This window comes from Pseudoleptotrichia goodfellowii (assembly GCF_007990505.1).
Taxonomy (GTDB): domain Bacteria; phylum Fusobacteriota; class Fusobacteriia; order Fusobacteriales; family Leptotrichiaceae; genus Pseudoleptotrichia; species Pseudoleptotrichia goodfellowii.
In genome coordinates, this window is sequence record NZ_AP019822.1 from 1,140,016 (window position 1) to 1,161,526 (window position 21,511).

Annotated in this window: 19 protein-coding genes; 18 read left to right on the forward strand and 1 reads right to left on the reverse strand. The window is 31.7% G+C overall.

Annotated elements, in window-relative coordinates; translation table 11 throughout:
* Window positions 1-16: 16 nt before the first annotated feature.
* Complete coding sequence (locus FVE72_RS05720; RefSeq protein WP_026737606.1) at window positions 17-325, forward strand: DUF898 family protein; 309 nt, start codon at window positions 17-19, stop codon at window positions 323-325.
* Between the two features lie 121 nt (window positions 326-446).
* Here FVE72_RS05720 and FVE72_RS05725 read toward each other — a convergent pair whose 3' ends face one another.
* Window positions 447-821 carry a carbonic anhydrase gene (locus FVE72_RS05725; protein ID WP_026737607.1) on the reverse strand — a complete coding sequence of 125 codons (375 nt, stop codon included), beginning with the start codon at window positions 819-821 and terminating at the stop codon, window positions 447-449.
* Window positions 822-966: 145 nt separating this feature from the next.
* Between FVE72_RS05725 and FVE72_RS05730 the strand changes: the two genes are divergently transcribed.
* The 17 genes from FVE72_RS05730 (at window position 967) to FVE72_RS05805 (ending at window position 21,503) form a co-directional block, all read left to right on the forward strand.
* Window positions 967-1,188 (forward strand): DUF896 domain-containing protein, encoded by a 222-nt coding sequence (locus FVE72_RS05730; RefSeq protein ID WP_006806996.1) that lies wholly within the window; start codon window positions 967-969, stop codon window positions 1,186-1,188.
* Between the two features lie 25 nt (window positions 1,189-1,213).
* Complete coding sequence (locus FVE72_RS05735) at window positions 1,214-1,879, forward strand: HAD family hydrolase (protein WP_146966438.1); 666 nt, start codon at window positions 1,214-1,216, stop codon at window positions 1,877-1,879.
* 153 nt (window positions 1,880-2,032) lie between these two features.
* Window positions 2,033-3,103: an asparaginase gene (locus tag FVE72_RS05740; protein ID WP_026737608.1), complete on the forward strand. Its 1,071-nt coding sequence runs from the start codon at window positions 2,033-2,035 to the stop codon at window positions 3,101-3,103.
* The gene (locus FVE72_RS05745; RefSeq protein WP_026737609.1) at window positions 3,100-3,996 is read left to right on the forward strand and encodes a pseudouridine synthase family protein; all 897 of its coding nucleotides are present in this window, start codon (window positions 3,100-3,102) and stop codon (window positions 3,994-3,996) included. Before FVE72_RS05740 ends, FVE72_RS05745 begins: the two co-directional genes overlap by 4 nt.
* Window positions 3,997-4,078: 82 nt before the next feature.
* The gene (locus FVE72_RS05750; RefSeq protein ID WP_006807291.1) at window positions 4,079-4,501 is read left to right on the forward strand and encodes an HD domain-containing protein; all 423 of its coding nucleotides are present in this window, start codon (window positions 4,079-4,081) and stop codon (window positions 4,499-4,501) included.
* 36 nt (window positions 4,502-4,537) lie between these two features.
* Complete coding sequence (locus FVE72_RS05755; RefSeq protein ID WP_146966440.1) at window positions 4,538-5,578, forward strand: RluA family pseudouridine synthase; 1,041 nt, start codon at window positions 4,538-4,540, stop codon at window positions 5,576-5,578.
* Window position 5,579: 1 nt separating this feature from the next.
* Window positions 5,580-6,197: a ribonuclease HII gene (locus FVE72_RS05760; RefSeq protein ID WP_051411756.1), complete on the forward strand. Its 618-nt coding sequence runs from the start codon at window positions 5,580-5,582 to the stop codon at window positions 6,195-6,197.
* A gap of 20 nt (window positions 6,198-6,217) precedes the next feature.
* Complete coding sequence (locus FVE72_RS05765; protein ID WP_026737611.1) at window positions 6,218-6,577, forward strand: YraN family protein; 360 nt, start codon at window positions 6,218-6,220, stop codon at window positions 6,575-6,577.
* Window positions 6,578-6,587: 10 nt separating this feature from the next.
* Complete coding sequence (locus FVE72_RS05770; RefSeq protein ID WP_006807293.1) at window positions 6,588-6,788, forward strand: zinc ribbon domain-containing protein; 201 nt, start codon at window positions 6,588-6,590, stop codon at window positions 6,786-6,788.
* Between the two features lie 100 nt (window positions 6,789-6,888).
* Window positions 6,889-7,482: a ComF family protein gene (locus tag FVE72_RS05775; protein ID WP_081724183.1), complete on the forward strand. Its 594-nt coding sequence runs from the start codon at window positions 6,889-6,891 to the stop codon at window positions 7,480-7,482.
* Between the two features lie 11 nt (window positions 7,483-7,493).
* Window positions 7,494-9,923, forward strand: coding sequence for an alpha-amylase family glycosyl hydrolase (locus tag FVE72_RS05780; protein WP_232049422.1), 2,430 nt, complete (start codon window positions 7,494-7,496; stop codon window positions 9,921-9,923).
* 349 nt (window positions 9,924-10,272) lie between these two features.
* Window positions 10,273-10,809, forward strand: a complete 537-nt coding sequence (locus FVE72_RS11455) for an autotransporter-associated N-terminal domain-containing protein (RefSeq protein ID WP_026737614.1) — start codon at window positions 10,273-10,275, stop codon at window positions 10,807-10,809.
* Between the two features lie 53 nt (window positions 10,810-10,862).
* A complete protein-coding gene (locus tag FVE72_RS05785; RefSeq protein ID WP_026737615.1) occupies window positions 10,863-12,704 on the forward strand; it encodes a hypothetical protein in 1,842 nt (613 codons plus the stop codon).
* Window positions 12,705-12,724: 20 nt separating this feature from the next.
* Window positions 12,725-14,164: a hypothetical protein gene (locus FVE72_RS05790; RefSeq protein WP_026737616.1), complete on the forward strand. Its 1,440-nt coding sequence runs from the start codon at window positions 12,725-12,727 to the stop codon at window positions 14,162-14,164.
* Window positions 14,165-14,206: 42 nt separating this feature from the next.
* Entirely contained in the window at window positions 14,207-16,672 is a 2,466-nt protein-coding gene (locus tag FVE72_RS05795; protein WP_026737617.1) for an autotransporter outer membrane beta-barrel domain-containing protein, read from the forward strand.
* Between the two features lie 124 nt (window positions 16,673-16,796).
* Entirely contained in the window at window positions 16,797-17,963 is a 1,167-nt protein-coding gene (locus tag FVE72_RS05800) for an MFS transporter (RefSeq protein WP_026737618.1), read from the forward strand.
* A 27-nt stretch (window positions 17,964-17,990) separates the two neighbouring features.
* Window positions 17,991-21,503 carry an AAA domain-containing protein gene (locus FVE72_RS05805; protein ID WP_146966443.1) on the forward strand — a complete coding sequence of 1,171 codons (3,513 nt, stop codon included), beginning with the start codon at window positions 17,991-17,993 and terminating at the stop codon, window positions 21,501-21,503.
* Window positions 21,504-21,511 lie beyond the last annotated feature (8 nt).

Below are 21,511 nucleotides of genomic sequence, written 5' to 3' on the forward strand. Positions count from 1 at the left end.
TATAAAGGAGACAGATATGGGAAACGAAAGTTATTTTGATGGAGAACTATTGACTTTTATAGGAGTTATTATATTAGGAGCAATAATTACTTCAATTACTTTTGGAATTTGTTATCCCTGGGCACTTTGTTTAGTGTACGGATGGAAAATAAATCATACGGTTATTGAAGGAAGAAGGCTTAAATTCAACGGAACTGCAATAGGATTGTTCGGGAATTGGATAAAATGGTTTTTGCTGACTGTAATAACCCTTGGAATATACGGTTTATGGTTACATATAAAATTGGAACAGTGGAAAGTAAAAAATACTTCTTTTGAAAATTAAAAAAATAATAAGGGATCGCTTTAAACAAATATCAAAAACTTAATTTTGTTATTATAAGCCGTCTCCTAAAATATTTTATTTACGTTTTTTAAAATTAATGCCTTTCTATTTTTGATAAAGATTATAAGAAATCAATCAACACTTCCATATCTCCCGACTCTTCGACAAATAATCCTGTAACCGCAATATCAGGAAGATGTTCATGTATCATTTTGACTGACTGAATTATATATCCTTTTTGTGTTTCGTCGTCAATAGGACAACCTGCACAATCACTGTGTCCCGCCACGAAAATATGATCGGATTTATGTTTATTAATGGAGATCAGTACAATTTTATCTTCAACCGCCTGTAAATAGTCTTCATAAACTATTTTATTTACAGGTCCTGCATCGGTTATAGTGTCAACATAGTCATATCTGTAATTATTTCTTATATAGTTATTTATTATATGAATAAATCTGCCATCCATACAACAGATTAAAGTACAAAACATATCGCCCTCCTGTTTCTTGTTATTGTAATGTTACGGAATATATGATACAATAATTTAGCAAATAAATCCAGTATATATAATATATAGTTAATATAAATTCAGTTAAAGATAATAAATATGGAAGAAAAGAAACGGAGGAACCGGGATGGAAGATATAGTAAAAAAAATAAATGAATTTTCAAAAATAGCCAAGGAAAGAGAACTAACTGAAGAAGAAGCAAAAGAAAGAGAAAAATACAGAAGAATGTATATTGATAAATTTAAAGAAAGCGTGAGAGGGCATCTGGACAGTATAAAAGTCATAAGAGTAGATGACGATGGAAATCCCATAGATGAAGAAGGAAATATAATCCCTGATCAGGCTTAATAAAAAATAAAAAGAGGAAATAATTATGAAATATGATTTAGTGTTGTTTGATTTGGACGGAACACTTGTAAATACTGTTGAAGCCATTTCAAAATCTGTTAATTGTGCAATGGAAGAATTAGGTTTGAAAACTTATTCTGTGGAATATTGCTATAACTTAATCGGTCATGGAGTAGCAGGAATTATAGATAGAGTTTTTGAACTGGAAAAATATAATCCTGAAGAGCTTAATAAAGAAAAAGCAAAAGAAGTTGTAAGAAAATATTATAAAAAATATTTTGATTACAATGTATTTTTATATCCTGAAATTGACAAACTTATGAATTTTCTTGAAAAAAATAATATTAAAAAAGGTATTGTTACCAATAAAGATCAGGAATTGGCAACAGCTACCGTGAAAAGTCATTTGGAAAAATGGAGTTATGCAGATATAATAGGGTCTGATGATAAAAATCATCCGAGAAAGCCTGATTCATACGGTGTAGATAAGATCTCGAAAGAACTTGGAATACCTAAAAATAGAATACTTTATGTAGGCGATATGGAAGTGGATGTTAAAACTGCAGAAAACTCAGGAACAGATATAGTTTACTGTAATTGGGGCTTTGGAGAAAATAAAAAAGAAAAAAATATCCCTGAAAATATAAAAGTTTCAAGTGTAGATGAATTAATCGCTAAAATTAAAGGATAAATCCTGATGAAAGATGTTATAACGATTGTTTTTTCTCATGCTGTTTCTTTTTTCAGTATTTTTTGATTTGAGAAACAGGCATTAATAAATATTTTGAGACATTTCTATTTTGAGATGTTTTTTTGTAAAGAAATAACTGAATGGAGATAAATTATGAAGTCTGAAAATAGTGGAAAAATTTTGATAATAAATACAGGCGGAACGATAAGTATGGTTCATTCAGACGGAAATGACAATAAAAGTGTTTTAAAACCTTCAAAGTCATGGAAAGAAGTCATACAGAATTATCAATTTCTGGAGAGTTTGAATATAGATTATGCACAGACAAGCAAAATTATTGATTCATCGGATATGGATTATAAGATATGGCTCGAAATTGGGAAAATAATCGAGGAAAATTATGCAGCATATAAAGGATTTGTAATATTACATGGAACGGATACTATGTCATACACTGCAAGTGTACTGTCTTTTATGTTGAAAAATCTTAATAAAACAGTAATATTGACAGGAGCTCAAAGACCTATTCGGGAAATGAGAAGTGACGGGCTCCAAAATCTGCTGACTTCTATCGAAATAATTGAAAAACAGGCTGACAATCCTGAGTTTAAAAATGGCGAAGAATGTCTGCCGGTAGTTCCCGAAGTGTGTATATTTTTCAGAGATCATCTTTTTAGAGGAAATCGCTCGAGAAAACTTGATTCTACAAATTATTTCGGATTTTCTTCACCGAATTATCTGCCTTTGGGACAGGCAGGTTCTAAGATAAAAGTTTATGAAGAAAGGCTTTTGCCTCAATCGGATAGACAGTTTTATGTAGATTATCAAATAAGTACGGATGTTTTAATGATGGATGTTTTTCCGGGCTTTAATCCTCAAATTTTAAAGAAAATATTTGAAGATAATAGCAATATAAAAGGACTCGTTTTGAGAACTTATGGAAGCGGGAATACTCCTCAAAATGAAGAATTTTTGGAAACAATAAGGTACATAATAAATTCCGGAGTAATAATATTGAATATAACTCAATGTACTGTGGGAAGTGTGGAAATGGGTTTATACGAATCAAATGCTGTACTTACTCAACTTGGTGTTGTGAACGGCTATGATATGACACCTGAAGCGGCAATTACAAAATTTATGTGCCTGTTAGGAAAGTATGACGATAGAGAGAAAATAAAAGAAAGACTTGTAACAAATATTGTGGGAGAACTTACTAAATGAATGAAGTTGATAAATTAATAAGAGGCTTTGAAAATACAAATTATTTCGGATATCTGTTTTTTGTGGAGTATGACGGAAAAAAATTTGATTCTTTTGATGAAAATCCTGAAGGAAAAAGTCTAAAATCAGAGTTTAGAAAATTACTTGAGATGAACGGTCTAAAGATATTCAAGGGTATTCAGCAGGCGGGAAGAACTGATAAAGATGTAAGTGCAAAAGAAAATATTTTATATATAAATTCTAAAAAATATATAGAAAATTTTCATAAAGAAATTGATGGACTGAAAATAAGAAAAATTGTCAGAACAGTGCCTTTTCTCGAATTTCCTCAAATGGTAAGCAAACGCTTTTATATTTATGAATATCCTCAAAATCTTATAGAAAATGATGAGGAGAAAATTAAATCAAACTGTGAAAAATTGTCAGGAAAAAAGAATTTTAAAAAATATACTTCAAAAAAAGGAGAAAAACTGAAAAATCATATTAGAGAAGTTTTTGTCAGATTTGAAAACGGGAAGTTATATTTTGAAGGAGACGGATTTTTACCTCAACAGGTGAGAATAATGAGTAATTTTATTTTAAATAATAAAATGAAGTCTTTGCCGGGAGAATATTTGACTTTGGAAAAAGTTGAAATGTCCGAAGAACTGAAAAAACTCATTTTTAAAGAAGTTGATAAAAATATGTTGATGAATAGTAAGGAATTTTTGTCGGAATTAGGAAATATTTCGGAGAAAATAGAGAATATTGAGAAAAATGAATATTTTTATGTGTTTTATGTGAGTAAAAAAAATAAAAGTGAAATAATCGGAAAAAATGGGAAAAATATAAAAAAAATGAGAAAATTTATAGGAAATATTGTTATTAAAGAAAAAAATTCAGATATTATGTAAATCTAAGGAAAATAGGGTATAATTATAGGGTATAATTATTAGAAATGATTTATGAGGACTTATTAAAGGAAAGTATAAAATAATGATAAATTATTTAGTGAAAAAGGGGAAAGAGTATTTTTTCCCTAAAATAAATAAAGAGTTGTCGGAAGAAGCTATGGAATATTTGACTGTTCAGGAGCGTAAAATTTTTCAAAATATGAGTAAATACGATAAATTTCATTCGCTGGAAGTATATAAAAAACTTAAGAATACAGGATTGAAAGATGACAGACTATATTTAAAACTGGCGTTACTCCACGACTGCGGTAAAGGGAAAGTGTTATTTATAACAAGGATATTTCATAAAATCGGAATAAAAACAGGATTGAGAAATCATGCCGAAAAAGGTTCTGAAAAAATGAAAAATATTGATAAAGAACTGAGTATTTTAATCAGAAATCATCATAAAAAGAACTGTTCAAGAAAAATGAAAATTTTTCAGAAATGTGATGATGCAAGTTGAGTTTTTTAAAAGAAACGGAGGCTAAAAAAAGGGGAAATGGGAAGAAAAAAAGAAAAAATTTCGGACAGAAAAAATACAGAAATAGAAATTGTTGAAGATTTTTCTGATGATTTTTCCGAACAAAATGAAGAAAAGGCAATGAGCGAAGAAAAAATATCAGTAACAGTTTCTACGGAGGAAACAAATAAAAGAGTGGACAGCTTTTTGTCGGAAAAGACGGATTTGACGAGGAGCAGAATACAACAGCTGATAAAAGACGGAAATGTATCGGTAAATAATAAAAGTGTAAAGTCTTCATATAAAGTTGAGGAAAACGATAAGATAGAAATCATAATACCTGAAGCGGAAAAAGTGGAAATAATAGCTGAAAATATAGATATAAATATAATTTATGAAGATAAAGATATAGCCGTTATAAATAAAAAAGCGGGAATGGTAGTACATCCTGCTCACGGAAATTATTCCCGAACACTTGTAAATGCGATTTTGTATCATATAAAAGATTTATCGGGAATTAACGGAGAAATAAGACCGGGAATAGTTCATAGACTGGATAAGGATACGAGTGGACTTATAGTAGTAGCTAAAAATGATAAGGCTCATATAAAACTGGCAGAAATGTTTCAGAAAAAGGAAGTAAAGAAAACTTATCTTGCAATATTGAAAGGTAAATTGAATCGGGAAAGCGGAAGATTGGAAACTCAAATAGGACGTGATGCCGATGACAGAAAAAAAATGTCCGTTTTGAAAGAAAATGACAAAGGAAAAAAAGCAATTACAAACTATAATGTGATTTTGTCAAATGAATTGTTTACTCTTGTCAAAGTTTATATAGAAACAGGTAGAACACATCAGATAAGGGTTCATATGAAATATTTGGGATATCCGATATTGGGCGATCAGGTTTACGGGAGAAAAGACAGCGAAAAAAGACAGATGCTTCATGCTTATAAACTTGAGTTTTTACATCCTGTTACAGAAAAGCCGATGAAATTTATCGGAGAAATACCCGAAGACTTTAAAAATGCGTTGAAGAATACAAAGCTCGAAGTCGATTTGAGCAGTTTAGAGGAGTAGGATGGGCAGTTTAGCAGAATTTGATAATAGTTATAACAAAATAATAGTAGGGGTAGATGAAGCGGGAAGAGGTCCTCTGGCAGGACCCGTAGTAGCTGCGGCGGTAATTATAATTCAGTATTTTGAAGAACTGGATGAAATAAACGATTCAAAAAAATTGAGTGAAAAGAAGAGAGAACAGCTGTTTGAGATTATAAAAGAAAAATGTATTGTAGGAACGGGAATTGCCGATGAAAAAGAAATAGATGATATAAATATACTTAATGCAACTTTTTCGGCAATGAGAAGAGCAATAAATGAAATAAAGGAAAAATCGGATTTTGATATAGTGCTTGTGGATGGAAATCATAAGATTCGTAAATATGAAGGAGAGCAGGAAGCTGTAATTAAAGGTGATTCCAAGTCTTTGTCCATTGCAGCGGCATCTATCATAGCAAAAGTAACAAGAGATAAAATGATGAAAGACATGTCCGAAGAATTTCCTGAATACGGATTTGATAAGCATAAAGGGTATGCAACAAAATTACATAGAGAAATATTACTTGAGAAAGGTCCTTGTAAATATCACAGAAAATCTTTTTTAAGTAAAATATTGGGGGAAAAAGAAAATAAAAAATAAAAACGGGAGGTTGAGGTTATTTGAGAAAAAGTAAAAGGGAAGTAGGGTTTGAGTATGAGGAAATTGCTAAAAATTATTTGGAAGAGAGAAATCTTTTATTTGTTGAAAGCAACTATTATACCAAATACGGAGAAATTGATCTGATTTTTTTGGAAAAGTCTTCGGAAACTTTGGTATTTGTAGAAGTGAAATACCGAAAGAACAATATTTACGGGGAAGCTGTAGAAGCAGTCGATAAAAGAAAACAGGAAAAAATAATACAGTCATCACAGATATATATTTCCAAAAATAAATGGAAAAACGGTGTCAGATATGATGTTATAGGAATTATAGGGAATAAACTGAAAAATGATATTAACTGGATAAAAAATGCGTTTTGAGGTGATAAAGATGAAAAACAACGATAAATGCCTGAAATGCGGGTCGACAAGTTGTGAAATAAAAACAACTGTTTTACCTGTGAAAAAACTCGGAGAAGCAAAAATCACACTTGATACATTTTATTTGAAAATATGTCAGAATTGCGGTTATACTGAAACATACTCGGCTAAAGTAATTGAAAAGGTTAAAAAACCGATTAAAAATTACTGATTTAAAATCATATTTATATAAATGCATTTTCAATTTTAAAGGTCTTTTATTTAAAAATAGAGATATAATTTCGGGGGAGGAGTTAGTCGGGTATGGGATTGTGTCGGATAAAACTGAAAACGAGCTTTTAAATTTGAAAAAATTGAGAAAATTAAATAATATATATTATATTTGGGATTATAACGAGCAGTTTAAAAAGTTGATTTTTTCGTATAAATATCATAGGAAAAAGAGTTTGGCAAAATTAATTGCCGAAATGATAAAAGCAGAATTTGAGTTTGTTTTAAAGAAAGAAAAAATAGACTATGTTGTAAGTGTTCCTGTAAACAGAAAAAGGATGAATGAAAGAGGATATAATCAGGTCGATGAGATTCTTAAATATCTCAACATCAATTATATTCAGCTGAAACGTGTGAAAAACACCCAAAAAATGCATAAATTGCTTGATGAAAAGCTGAGAGAACAAAATATTAAAGGAAGCTTTTATATAGGAAAAAATACCAATTTTAAAAATAAAAAGATACTTATAATTGACGATATAATAACAACAGGAGCTACATTAAGAGAAATAAAAAAGAGTATTTTGGAAACAGTTAAGGAAGATGCGGAAATTACAAATAAGTCTAAGACGGAAATTACGGTTTTTTGCCTTGCAGCTGCAAGAGAAATCAAAATAAATAAGGGAGAAATATGATATTATCTAAAATGAAAAAAATAATATTGTTACTTATATTAACAAATGCGGCAGTTTTATATTCTGCAGGAAATACTGCCAATGAAAATTTGACAAAATACAGTCAAAGAGATGATAATTATATAGACACTGAATCGGTTTATCATGAAGAAAGTCCTGAATACAGAGTAGAAGAAGAGAAAAATGTCAGAATAATACTGGAAACTAAAAATAATGATGTTTATTCGGCGGAGATTATCTACGGAGGAAAAACCGTAATGATGAGAAGTATAGGAAATTACGGCGGAAAAGAAATATTTACAGGAGAAATTCCGAATAACAGTACGGATTATTATTTCAGGCTTGTCGATAATAAAGTTAAATATTTTTACGGAAAAAACATGGTTACTTCCCAAAATGCCGTGTATAAATTTCATTATGAAAAGTCCGACAGTCTGACTAATGTACCCGACTGGTCCAAGAGTTCCGTAGGATACCAGATATATATAGATTCTTTCAGAAACGGTAATCCTGACAACGATCCTATATTTAATGAGTTTGGTACAGATGATTTTATAGCTCCGACAGGGCAGATACGTTCGGGAACTCAAAAAAAGGACCTTGTAGCCGCACAGTGGGGAACAGGAGCCTATAATACCGAATTTACCGTAAATGACTGGAATGGAAATTATGAGACGAAAAATGTGTGGGAAGAAAATGCGTTAAATGAGGTAAAAAACTATTCCAGATATTATGGAGGAGATTTACAGGGAATAAAAGACAAACTTGATTATTTGAAAGAATTGGGAGTGGAATATTTGATTCTTTCGTCGCCTTTTTATTCTTTATCCAACCATAAATACGACACGATATATTTTAATCACGTAGATCCGTATTTTGGACATTTGGAGCAGACAGGAACTAATAAAGGACTGGACATTAAAGGGAAAGTTCACAATAAAAACGGCGATAAAGAGCTGAATCTCCTTATATATAACAGCAAAACGGGAAAAGATTTACTGGATGAAAATATGACGGACCCGAGTACGTGGGTGTGGACTGATTCGGATTTGGAGTTGGCAAGTTTGGTAAAAGAAGCTCATAAAAAAGGATTTAAAGTCGTACTCGAAGTAGCTCCGGATATTACTTCCAACAGATTTTTCGCAAGAATGGATTCGAGATACAAAGACTGGTATCTTGATGAAAGTGATTTAAGACTAGATCTTTCCAATAAAAATGTGAGAGATTATATAGAAAATTCGATGAAAAAGTGGGTTTTAGGTCCTGACGGGACTTTTAAAAATTATTCCGATGATGACGGAATTGACGGAATAAGATATGTGTATTATGACAACAAAAATAAGAAATATTTGATTAATATAACCGAATCATTGAAAAAGTATAAGCAGGATTTACTAATTTCAGGAGAATTTACCAATAAATTCGGTGAGGACATAACTGCGGGAGTTTATGACAGCGGTGCCGACTATAATATTATAAATGATTTAACAAAATATATGATAAATACCAATTCCAATTATAAAATAGGAAGTGTGGAATTTGCTACAAAACTCAACGAAATATATAATAAATATTCCAGTGAGAGATTTAATGCAACGCAAATTTTTGCAGACTCTCTGGATACAGACAGAATATACAGCGGAGTAATTAATCCTAACAGAGTTTTTGACAGAAATAACCAGTCAAATCAGGGATATTTGAACATAAGACCTGATTTGTATGACGGAAATGCAGTAAATAAATTTAAAGAAATAATATCTGTTCAGATGATGCTGCCTGCGTCGCCTGTTATTTACTACGGAGATGAAAAAGGTATGTGGGGAGCCGATTCACCGAGAAATAGAAAACCTATGTTATGGGAAGATTATATGCCTTATGAGAATGAGACAGATGACATTAATAAGTACAAAACACGACTAAGAACATTACCTGAGAATGTACAGATAAACGAAGTAAATAAGACGATTTCTTATCCTGTAACTATAAATACGGAGATTGAAAATCATTACAGAAATCTGCTTAAAATAAGAAAAGATTATAAAGAGCTGTTTAAAAACGGTAAATTCAAAGTTTTGGAAGTGTATAATGATCCTAAAACAAAAGGCAGAATAGATGCTGAAATAAGCAGATATTTGAGTGAAGAAAAAAGGAAGGCAAAAACTTATCAGGGAAAAGATATTAATCCTCAAACTCCTAATGTGGACTTTATAACCTATGAAATCTCGAATAAAAAAGATTCGATAATAGTAGTTGTAAATAATAGCGGAGACTCTTATCCTTTGAGTTTATTTGTACCTAAGTTGTTCGGTTTTTACACTAATCAGCTGAATACAAGAGAAAAATATTCGATTTCGGATAAAAAAATAAATCTGATTGTAAAACCTTATGAAGTAAAAGTGTTGCACAGTAAAGACACTAATATATTTGATTCTTTTAAATAGTTTAATAACAAAAGGACTGCTTTTAACAGAGATGTTTTCTGTTTCGGCGGTTCTTTTTAAATTTCCATTTTTCACTTTTAAAAATATATATTTTGTATGTGAAAATAATTAGTTATCATTTTTGTATATCTAATTCTAAAAATCTTTATATTATTGAAAAATAACATTTTAAAAACATTAGTTTTTTGTTTTGTATTCATAAAATAGGGCTTTATATTAAATGTTAAATATGATAAAATTACAAAGATAAATAAAAAATATAAATTCGGGACTGCTTAAAAAAGGAGTTATATTTTATTTTAATGGCTTAATTTTAAATGATGGATTATAGAAAGGAAATACAAAAAAGATGAAAAATAATTTGAAAAAAATTGAAAAAACTTTAAGAACATTTGCCAAAAGATGTAAAAATATCAAATATACTAAAAGTTTGTTATTAACATTTCTTTTGGTAGGGACGTTATCTTTTTCGGATACATTGACATCGCCTGAAGTTAAGAACACGGAAAATGTGATAAATCAGACAAAAAAAGAATTAAATACGTCAATAAATGACTTGCATATAGCATTTAAAAAGGCAAAAAGAGAAAATAACAGATTACTGAGAAATTCAAATTTAGAATTGATTCAGTTAATGGAACAGGGAGATCACGTAGTAAAATCTCCATGGAGCAGCTGGCAATATGGAATGAATTATTTTTATAACAGTTCGAGAGGAACATATAAGGGAAGAGGGGATAAAGCTGAAAAATATCCCTATGAAGGTGTATTTGCAAGAAGCAATAACCTTTTTGAAAGAGCAGTTTCACCTTTAAGTGTTAATTATAAAAAGTTGCCGCAATCAACAATCCTTATTCGGCATCTTCAAGTGCAAGAAAGGGACTGAACTCGGGATACGGAATAAGGAGTACAACACAAGCTCAGGAGCCGATACTTGAATTGAAAGTAGATGCATCTATCAGACCGAAATCTGTTGAACTGGATCCGGTACCTGCACCGACAGTTAGCATAGCAACACCAAGTTTAGATCCTTTAAATATTCCTGATATGGATCCGCCTTCATTAAATGTACCTGAGCCTGCAACACCTGATTTTGCTCTTGATTTACCGGAACCAAATACAAAACCATTTGCAGATTTTTTATTTGATCGTGGAATGGTAAACAGTTACGGTAAGACGGCACATATAGATCCTGACGGTTATGGAGCATGGAAAAAATTTGAAACATCAAAACACAATATAGGAAGCGGTGATAATAAGCCTTCATATGTCGGTGAAGATACAAGACCTAACTATAATGACGGAGATAACCATCAATTTTGGTCAGGTTTTAAACCTGATGCAAACGACAATGAAGGAAAAAACGGAACATTGGTAAATGAATCAGGAATAGATCAAAATACAAGAGGATGGAGATACAGTGAAGGAACTTTATATAGAAACGTTCCCAGATCACTGGCAGTTCTCTATTTTAATAACTCTGCTGTAAATAATTATGTAGAAAACGGAGTTAAGAAAAATGGTTTTCAGGTTAAAAACTTTAGAGTCTATGCAGCAGGAAATGTCGGAGGAATAGGGAAAACTAACTGGAATAAAGATGGGGTAATAGGTATTCATACAGTATGGGATGGAACTTTAAATAATATACACGGCTATTTATATGGAAGAGCAGTTTTCCTTTCAATGGAAACATGGCACGCAGGTAAGCTGGAATTTGAAAATACGACAGCAGATATAGTTAATTTAGGAAATGCAAATGCAGTACCTAATGAAAATACGATTTTCTATATCTATCCGGCAACTTATGAAACTATAACTACCCATAACTATTGGTCAGGTTCCTCTAAACAGCGTGGAGCATTTAAAGGAACAGTTGATGCGAACATTATTTCAAATAAAAACTCTGTTTACTCAACTTATGGAGCACAAGGGTCGTTTGATATAGACAGTAAAGGAACATATAAACTGGAAGGTTCCGGAAATCTTGTTTATTCAGGGTTAGGATATACTCCTAACTATCAAAATCTGATAGGAGAAGGTACAAGTGATGTTTCGGGAGATGACGGAAGAATTGTAGACAGAACTTTAGAAGGAATGACACCTTCTATAAAATTGACTAAGGCACCTGAATCTTACGGAGATGAAAATGTTATTTTACTCTTTAATAACAGAATAACATTAGATCCTGTAAATACTTATGATGCACCGAGACAAATGATAGGACAGAATAACCATGGTTGGAGACCCGGAGGTTCATCAAGCACTATCGGAAATCCTGCAACAAGAAAAGCTAATTGGCAGAAATCAGGAGTAGGAATCTATCAAGGAGAAATAAGAGCAAATGCTATTATAGGAAATAAACTTGCTATTGATAATAATGCGACAGAGCAAACTGCTTTAGGAGATTCCAAAGGCGATAAGAAATATGTAGAAAATAATATAGGAATATTTGCCAGATCAGGACAAAGAGTTGGGATAGTTCCAAGTGAAGATTTAGGAGCAAAAGATGAAATGGCAGGAGTAGTTTTTGATAAGGATCCTGTGCACTCTTTGCAAGTAAATGATGTAAATATTCATTTTGGAAAATATTCTAAAAACGGTATCATGATGGTTTCTCAAAAAGGTACTGTTTTAGATGTTGCTATGCCGACAAACCTTCATACAGAAGAAGTTTATGATATGAAGCCTGATCCTGCTCAAACTTGGAAGAATATAAAAACATTGGATCCGAATAAAAAAGATAAAACAACAGTTCCGATTATGAAGGAGCAACACCTTTAGCAACTGCAAAATACAAAGGGATGAACAATGTAACCGTAAATCTTAAAAAAGATAATGTTGTTATCAGTATAAATGATCATCATGCTCCGGTAACTTGGACTTCGACTTCAGGAACTTCGTCGGATATTAAAGATAAAATGAAGTTGGCTGCTTTTAACACAAATGGGCATAGATATAAGATTTATTACACTAACTCGGAATTTAATTTGGATACTGATGTAAACTTAAATTCAAACAGCACAGATGCTTTTAATAACGTGGGATTGGCAAATGAGAAGTTTACAATTTTAAACGGAAGAACAGTAAGTTCTATTGATGGAACGGGGCTTGCAATGGGCTCTTTAGCAACAGCAACAGACAATACTACTAATCAATACATTAACAAAGGAATTGTCAATATAACAGGAGGAAACTTTGCGACTAAAGGAAGTCCTGCACTAAGTATTGCTTACGGAACAATAAATAATGAAAATGAAATTATAGTTGACAGCGGAATAGGAGCATACGGAATTAACGGAAGTTCTTTACATAATAATACTAACGGAAAAATAAGTATAACAACAGAAGGAGCGGGACTTGCAGCCTTTGCTTCAGCTAAAAATTCTTTGCTACCTTACGAAACTGATAAAAAAATCAATGACGGTACAATAAATGTTGCAGGAGATAAATCTATAGGAATATATGCAGAAACTAATGAAGTTGCTTCTCATTCAGGAGTTCCTTATCCGTTAAATTCAAGACAAGGTTTAATAAAAAATAATAATAAAATTGTTATGACAGGAGATAAGGCTGTAGGTATTTTATCAAAAGGAAATACTGTTGAATTAAACGGAACAGGAAGTTCCGATATTACAGTCGGAACAAACGGAATAGGAGTATATGCTGAAAATTCTTCTACTACTTTGTTAAGTGATTACGGTTTTGAAGTAAAAGATAACGGAACAGGAATATTCTTAAAGAACAGTTTTCTTATTCCTTCAGGAAAAACTGTGGAAATAAAATATACAGGTTCTACTACAGGAACAGGAGTAGGGTTGTTTTATAATGCAGGAGGAACAAATACAACTGATGTAAAACTAGTTAATGCGGTAAATTCTACAGGCGGAGTTGTCGGTTTATACGCAAGTAACGGAGGAGTTTTAACTAATAATGCTTCTGTTTCAGGCGATAACGGTTACGGAATCATTATAGAAGGAACAGATATAGTAAATAACGGAACTGTTACTTTGAATAATCCGATTCCGGGAAATAAATCAAGTGTAGGACTTTATACAAGAGGTATAAATGATATTACAAATACCGGAGATATTACAGTTGGTGGTAAGTCAGTAGGAATTTACGGAAAAAGTAATATAAATAACACAGGAAATATAAAAGTCGGAGATTCAGGAACAGGAATTTACAGTGAAAACGGAAATGTTAATCTGACAGCCGGAAGTATTACTGTAGGAAATCAGTAGGCAACAGTATTATACACAAAAGGAATCGGAAGCATAATCGAATTGAATGGAACAAGCCTTGATATAGGAAACGGTTCTTACGGAATTATAAATGACGGTACAGGAAACACTGTAAATTCAAGAAATACTGCACAAACTGTTAAAAACGATACAGTGTATATGTATTCCAAAGATGCAACAGGAAATATAAATAACTACACAAAATTAACAAGTACAGGAAATGTAAATTACGGATTATACGGAGCAGGAGAAATCAATAACTATGCAGATATTGATTTTAAAACAGGATACGGAAATGTAGGAATATACAGCAGTATTGATATCAATACGGCTAACACTTCCCATACAAAAGCTGTAAATCATAACGGATATAAAATAGAAGTGGGAGATTCGTATATTGATCCTAACGGACATTCAGAAAACAATAAATATGCTTTAGGTATGGCAGCGGGATATGCTCACAGTGCACAGGATAAAATTAATTTAAACAGTTCAAACCCTGCTGTAAGAAACAGAGTGCCGAGAGAAACAGTAGGTTTTGCAGTTAATAACGGAATTATTAATGTGAACGGAGAATACAGTGTCGGTATGTATGGGGCACATGCAGGGAGCAGAGTGGAAAATCACGGAACTATTAATTTGAATAAAAGTAATACAATAGGAATGTTCTTAGACACAGGAGCCTACGGATATAACTACGGAACTATTCAAAGTAACGGAACAGGATTGAAAAATATTGTGGGAATTGTTGTAAGAAACGGAGCAACAATAGAAAATCACGGTACTATTCAAATAAATGCTTCAAATGCCCGTGGATTTATTTCCAAAAGAGATGAAGGCGGACAAAATCCCGGAATTATTAAAAACTACGAAAATATAATAATTACAGGTCCGGGAGCAAAAGATGATGAATATCAGGCTAAAGAAGATCTGGGGAAATCAATGGGAGGAATTAAAATTGATGCTCCTGCAGGCTCTGAAACAGCTGTAATTACAGTTACTCCTCCAACTCCGGGAGTAGTCGTACAACCTGAATTAGTATCTAAAATACAGGGAGAAAGACTACCTGAAGTGTCTACAATCGGAATGTATATAGATACAATAACTCCGACAGCACCTATTGCAGGAATGAATAATCTTTCGGGAGTTACTAATGCTGATTTGATTATCGGTACAGAAGCCGCAGAACATACAAACAGTAAATATATATTGGTGGATCCTTCATTGCTGAAACCTTATAATGATGCAATTCTTGCAAATTCTCAAATTGAAAGATGGAATATTTATTCGGGATCATTGACATGGATGGCAAGTATAGCACAGGATCAAAGTAATAATTCTATAAAAAATGCTTACTTAGTGAAAGTACCTTATACTCAGTGGGCAGGAAAAGAAGCAACACCTGTAGAAGTAACAGATACGTATAACTTCCTTAACGGATTGGAACAAAGATATAATATGAATGAGCTTTCTTCAAGAGAAAAAGCATTGTTCAATAAACTGAATAAAATAGGAAATAATGAAGAAATATTGTTATTTCAGGCGACGGATGAAATGATGGGACATCAGTATGCAACAGTCCAACAAAGAATGGTATCTACAGGAAAAGCATTGGATAAAGAGTTCACACATTTAAGAAAAGAATGGGATAATAAGTCTAAACAATCGAACAAAATAAAAGTATTCGGAATGAGAGACGAATACAAAACAGATACTGCAGGAATAATAGACTACACAAGTAATGCTTACGGAGTGGCTTATGTTCATGAATATGAAACAATAAAACTTGGAAACAGTTCAGGATGGTATGCAGGAGTAGTAAACGATACATTCAAGTTTAAAGATATAGGAAGATCGAAAGAAAATACTACTATGTTGAAACTTGGAGTGTTTAAGTCGACTGCATTTGACCATAACGGAAGTTTGAACTGGACAATATCGGGAGAAGGTTATATAGCAAGAAGCGATATGCATAGAAAGTTCTTAATAGTAGATGAAATCTTTAATGCGAAATCAAGCTACAACAGTTATGGAGCAGCAATCAAAAATGAGATTTCTAAAGAATTCAGAACAAGCGAAAGAACAAGTATAAAACCATATGGAAGTTTAAAACTTGAATACGGAAGATTCAATACAATAAAGGAAAAAACAGGAGAAGTAAGACTTGAAGTAAAAGGAAATGATTATTACTCTATAAAACCTGAAGTAGGAATCGAATTCAAATATAAACAACTGATGGCAGTAAGAACGACATTTACTACTACATTAGGTTTAGGATATGAAAACGAGTTTGGAAAAGTAGGAGATGTTAAGAATAAAGGAAGAGTGGCGTATACAGATGCAGACTGGTTTAATATAAGAGGGGAAAAGGATGACAGAAGAGGAAACTTTAAAGCAGACTTGAACCTTGGAATAGAGAACCAAAGATTCGAAGTAACATTGAATGCAGGATATGACACAAAAGGTAAAAATGTAAGAGGAGGATTAGGATTTAGAGTAATTTACTAATCATGGAAAACTGGTAGAAATAAAATTCTATCAGTTTTTTATTTTGGGACTACGATTGAAGTTTAAAATATGCTATAATAAAATACAAAAAATTAAAATAGAAATTGGAGAAATTGGTAGAAATATGAAAAAGTTTAATTACAGTTATGCCCTTTTGATTTTTATAGTGGCATTTAATCTAAGATTGGGAATATCGAGTGTTCCGCCTATTCAGTTAATAATACAGGAAAGTTTGAAGCTGTCTAATTTAGAAGTAAGTTTACTGACGGGAATGCCTGTTATATGTATGGGAATATTTGCTTTTCTTGTAGGAAAAGTGCAGGAAAAATACGGAATGAGAAAAAGTATATTTGCATTACTTTTAGTGTTGGGAATAGGGACTCTTGCGAGAGGTTTTGTAAATGATTATGTATTTTTGCTTATAACTACTTTTTGCATAGGATTTTCCATTGCAATAATAGGTCCGTTGTTATCAGGATTTATAAAAAAAGAATTTCCTGATCACGGAAGTATTCTTATAGGAATATACTCGTCAGCTATGGGAATAGGTTCTCTTGTCGTATCAAATACTACAAAAGGAATTACCGACTTGTGGAACTGGCAATGGGGATTGGCTGTATGGGGGATTATTTCAATAGCGGCAGGGATAGTATGGATTATATTTTCTCCTGAAGAAAGTACCGAAAATACTGAAAAAATCCATGTGAAAATAGATTTTACGGACATTAATATCTGGAAAATGATAATGTTTTTCGGAGTACAGTCGGGTATATTTTACGGCTTTTCGGCATGGCTTATACCGTTTTTAAAAGATAGAGGAATAAAAGAAGAATACACAATTTCCTTACTTACTTTTTATGTGGCGATGCAAATGGCATTCGGATTTATTATTCCCGTGCTGATGCACAAAATAGGAAGTGCAAGAAAATGGGGAACTTTCAGTGCAGGGTCCATGGCATTGGGCTCTTTGATACCTGTTTTATTTGAAACAAATATTATAACAGCTATAATAATAATTACTCTCATGTCCATAGGACTTGGAGGCTCCTTCCCTATTGCGATGATATTGCCTCTGGAATATTCGGAAAATTCAGAAGAAGCAGGAGTTATAACAGGAGTAGTTCAGGCGATCGGTTATGTACTTGGAGGTATTATGCCTTTAGTATTCGGATATGTAGTAGACAAGACGAAAAATTATGATAACCTGTTTTACCAAATGGTAATAGGAAGTGTTATTTTAGTAATTATAGGAATGAGTAAAATACACAGAAAAAATGCGGTTAATCAATAGATGTTATTTTAAAAATATGGAGGAAATATGAACATTGATTTTTTAAATTTATTATCAGAAAAACTGAATGTGGGCTCAATGAGAAGTATCTACTTGAGTGCAATGCCCGGAAGATATAGGGCAAGAATGGATTTGTCGGAACTGGATAAAATAAACAGTAATTTTTCCAAAGTTTTTTTTGAAAATTTATTCAGCAAAGATACTTTTAATGTAAAGATTAAATTGACCAATGATGAGAAAAATGAAACTGTTGAAAGAAAAATACAATATCTGTTCAATGAAAATATGAATATGTTCAGAGAAGAAGGGATCAGCAGTTTTGCGTTAGGTTATCCTATTCTTGTAAAGCAGAATAATAAAACAAAATCAGTGATGAAATCTCCTTTATTTATATGGAAACTCGATATAAAAAGATCAAAAACGGATATGAATGAATTTATCATTTCAAGAGAAGAAAATTCTGAAGTTGAAATTAATAAAGTTTTGCTTATACAACTTCTTTCCGATGATAAAATAAGTCTGTCTGATGTTTATTCGGACGAAATTGAAGAAAATGAGAAATCTGTATTGACTTTTGAAGAAATAAAAAAAATAATCGAAAAAATAAATGAAAAGCTGAAAATAGACTTTTCGGAAGAATTCAAACTGGAAAAATTTCCTGAAAAAGCCGAGGAGATTGATAAAAAAGGGATAGAAAAACCTTTTATATTTTATGGAGGAATATTGGGGCTTTTTAAAAGACAGAACGAGGGGATAATTCAGGATTTTAACGATTTGAGAGAAAATTTCAATAAATTCAAGTTTAATGTATCCGACAGAGATGATTTTCAGATGACAAATAAAAACAGCTCGGTTTCAACAGATCCGAGTCAGCAGAATGTTGTGGAAACTCTTACAAATACCCAGTATAAGATAATACAGGGACCTCCGGGAACGGGAAAAAGTCAAACTTTGACTGCGATTATAACAAATGCTCTTGAAAATGGTGCAAATATACTGGTCGTATGTGAGAAAAAGACTGCCCTTGATGTTATTTACGAAAAACTGGCAGAGTTGGGACTGGGGGATTTGACAGCAATGCTCAATGATCCTGCTGCAGACAGAAAAGCTATAGTTAAAAGAGTAAGAGATTTGGAAGAAAAATTCCCTAAAACAGAGCAGTACGATGAGCAGAAATATGAATATACTGTCAACAGCTATAAAGATCTGAAAAATAAATATAACGAACATCAGAATTTACTGAAAAAACCTTTAAAATCAGATGATTCTTCCAGTATAAACGATACCGCAATAAAATATCTGGAAGATAAAAACTATAGTGATTATTACTATGTGGACACGACAAAGAACGACATAAACAGTATTTATAAAATTTTGGACAGAATAGATAATCTTTTGTCAAAAATAGGTAATATTTCCAATATTCAGAAATTTGAAAATATTTATAACGAGAAATTAGGGCAAATTTCTTCTTATGAAATATTTTTCAGTGAAACGTCGGACACTTTGGAAAATCTTAAAAAGTTGATTTCTATTGTGGAGCAGAATTTAGAAAAATACGGTGATGAATTTAAAAATTCATACGGAGCAAATAAACTTAAAGTATCTGTATTTTCTATATTCAATGCCAAAATAAGAGAAATAAAAAATGCATGGAATGATATTTATTCGGATTCACAAAAAGTCCGAAATTATAACGGAAAATATATAAATAAAAGATTTTCGGAGCATGATTACGGAGTTTATTTAAAGGAACTGAAAGAGTTTTCGGACATGCTGAATGAAATAATAAATAACAGAAAAGAATTCATAAGTTTTATAGACGAAAAGAAAAATGACAGTATTTCCAAAGAAGATGAAGCATTTATAAATAACTTTATAAAATATTCGGAAGAAAAAGGGATAAATGATAAGCCTGAATTTTTAACAACATCTTATTATTATTCGTTATTACAGAATAGCGATTTGAAAAATCAAAGATACAAAGATTTCGGAATAAATATACCGAAATTAATCGAAAATGATAAATATATTACTGAAAATCAAAGATACAGAATTAAAAAATACTGGAATGATATAAGAAAAAGAGCATTGAGCAATATGGGAACAGGCGAAAATATAAAAATGCTTTATAATTTGAGAAAAAATGCCAAATATGGAAAAATCAATACACTGAGAGAAATAGTGGCAACGAATGTTAATTTTTTCAAAGATATGTTTCCGATAATTATGACTGATCCGAATACATGCAGTGCTGTTTTCCCTTTACAGGAAGGAATTTTCGATCTGGTTGTTTTTGATGAAGCGAGTCAGTTGAAACTCGAAGAAGTCTTACCTTCAATGATGAGAGGAAAATATAAGATTGTTTCAGGGGATATTCATCAAATGCCGCCTTCAAATTATTTCGGGGCGGAAACGGAACAGACCGGATTGACAGAAAATAAAGAAATAGACGAAGAAACGTTGTTTTTGTCGGATAGTAAATCTTTGCTTGATTATGTAAATAATTTAAAAGATGACGTTATTATGTCGTATTTGGATTTTCATTACAGATCAAAGCATCCTAAACTGATTAATTTTTCCAATGCTGCTTTTTATGAATCAAGACTCGTTCCGATGCCTGAAAAAAAAGAATACATTCCGATAGAATATTTTAAAGTGGACGGAATATATAAGGCAAGAAAAAATGATGACGAAGCTGATAAAATTGTAGAATATATATTCGGAGAGAAAGTACTTATAGACGGGAAATTGCCGAGTGTAGGAATTGTTACGTTAAATCTGGAACAGAAAAATAACATAGTCAATAAAATAAACAACTATCTGAGAAAAAATGATAATGAAGAAACGAAAAACAGATATAATCAGCTTCTTGAAAATAATATGTTTGTCAAAAATCTGGAAAATGTTCAGGGAGATGAAAGGGATATAATGCTCCTTTCGACTACTTTCGGTAAAAGTGAAGAAGGTAAATTTATTCAAAATTTCGGACCGTTGAATAATCAGAATAAAGGGTATAAACTGCTGAACGTGCTTATAACAAGAGCAAAATACAGATTTTCCGTGTTTACTTCCATTCCTGATGAAAACATAAACAGTTGGGAAAATGAAGTTATTAAAAATGGAAATAACGGAAGAGGAATATTTTACGCATATCTTGCTTATGCAAAAGCCGTTTCTGAAAATGACAGAGAAGCGGAAAGCAGAATTTTGGAAGTTTTATCGGGAGATAAAATGAAAAATACAAATATTCTTTATGAAAAAATAGAAGATACAGATAAAAAAATTATTGAGATTATAAAAAATGAAATAAAAGTCGGAGAAAATGATGAAATAGTGAAAAACTATAAAATCGGAGGATTTACTCTGGAGTATGCAGTTAAAGATAAAAATGATGAAAAAGCAAAAATACTTATAGATTTGAACAGTGTAAATAATTTTTCAGGGAATACCGCTTATAAATCAATAATTTACAGAAAAAATATGTTTGAAAATATGGGATACGAGTATAAGTTGCTTGATATGGCAAGTTATATATAATTCGGAGG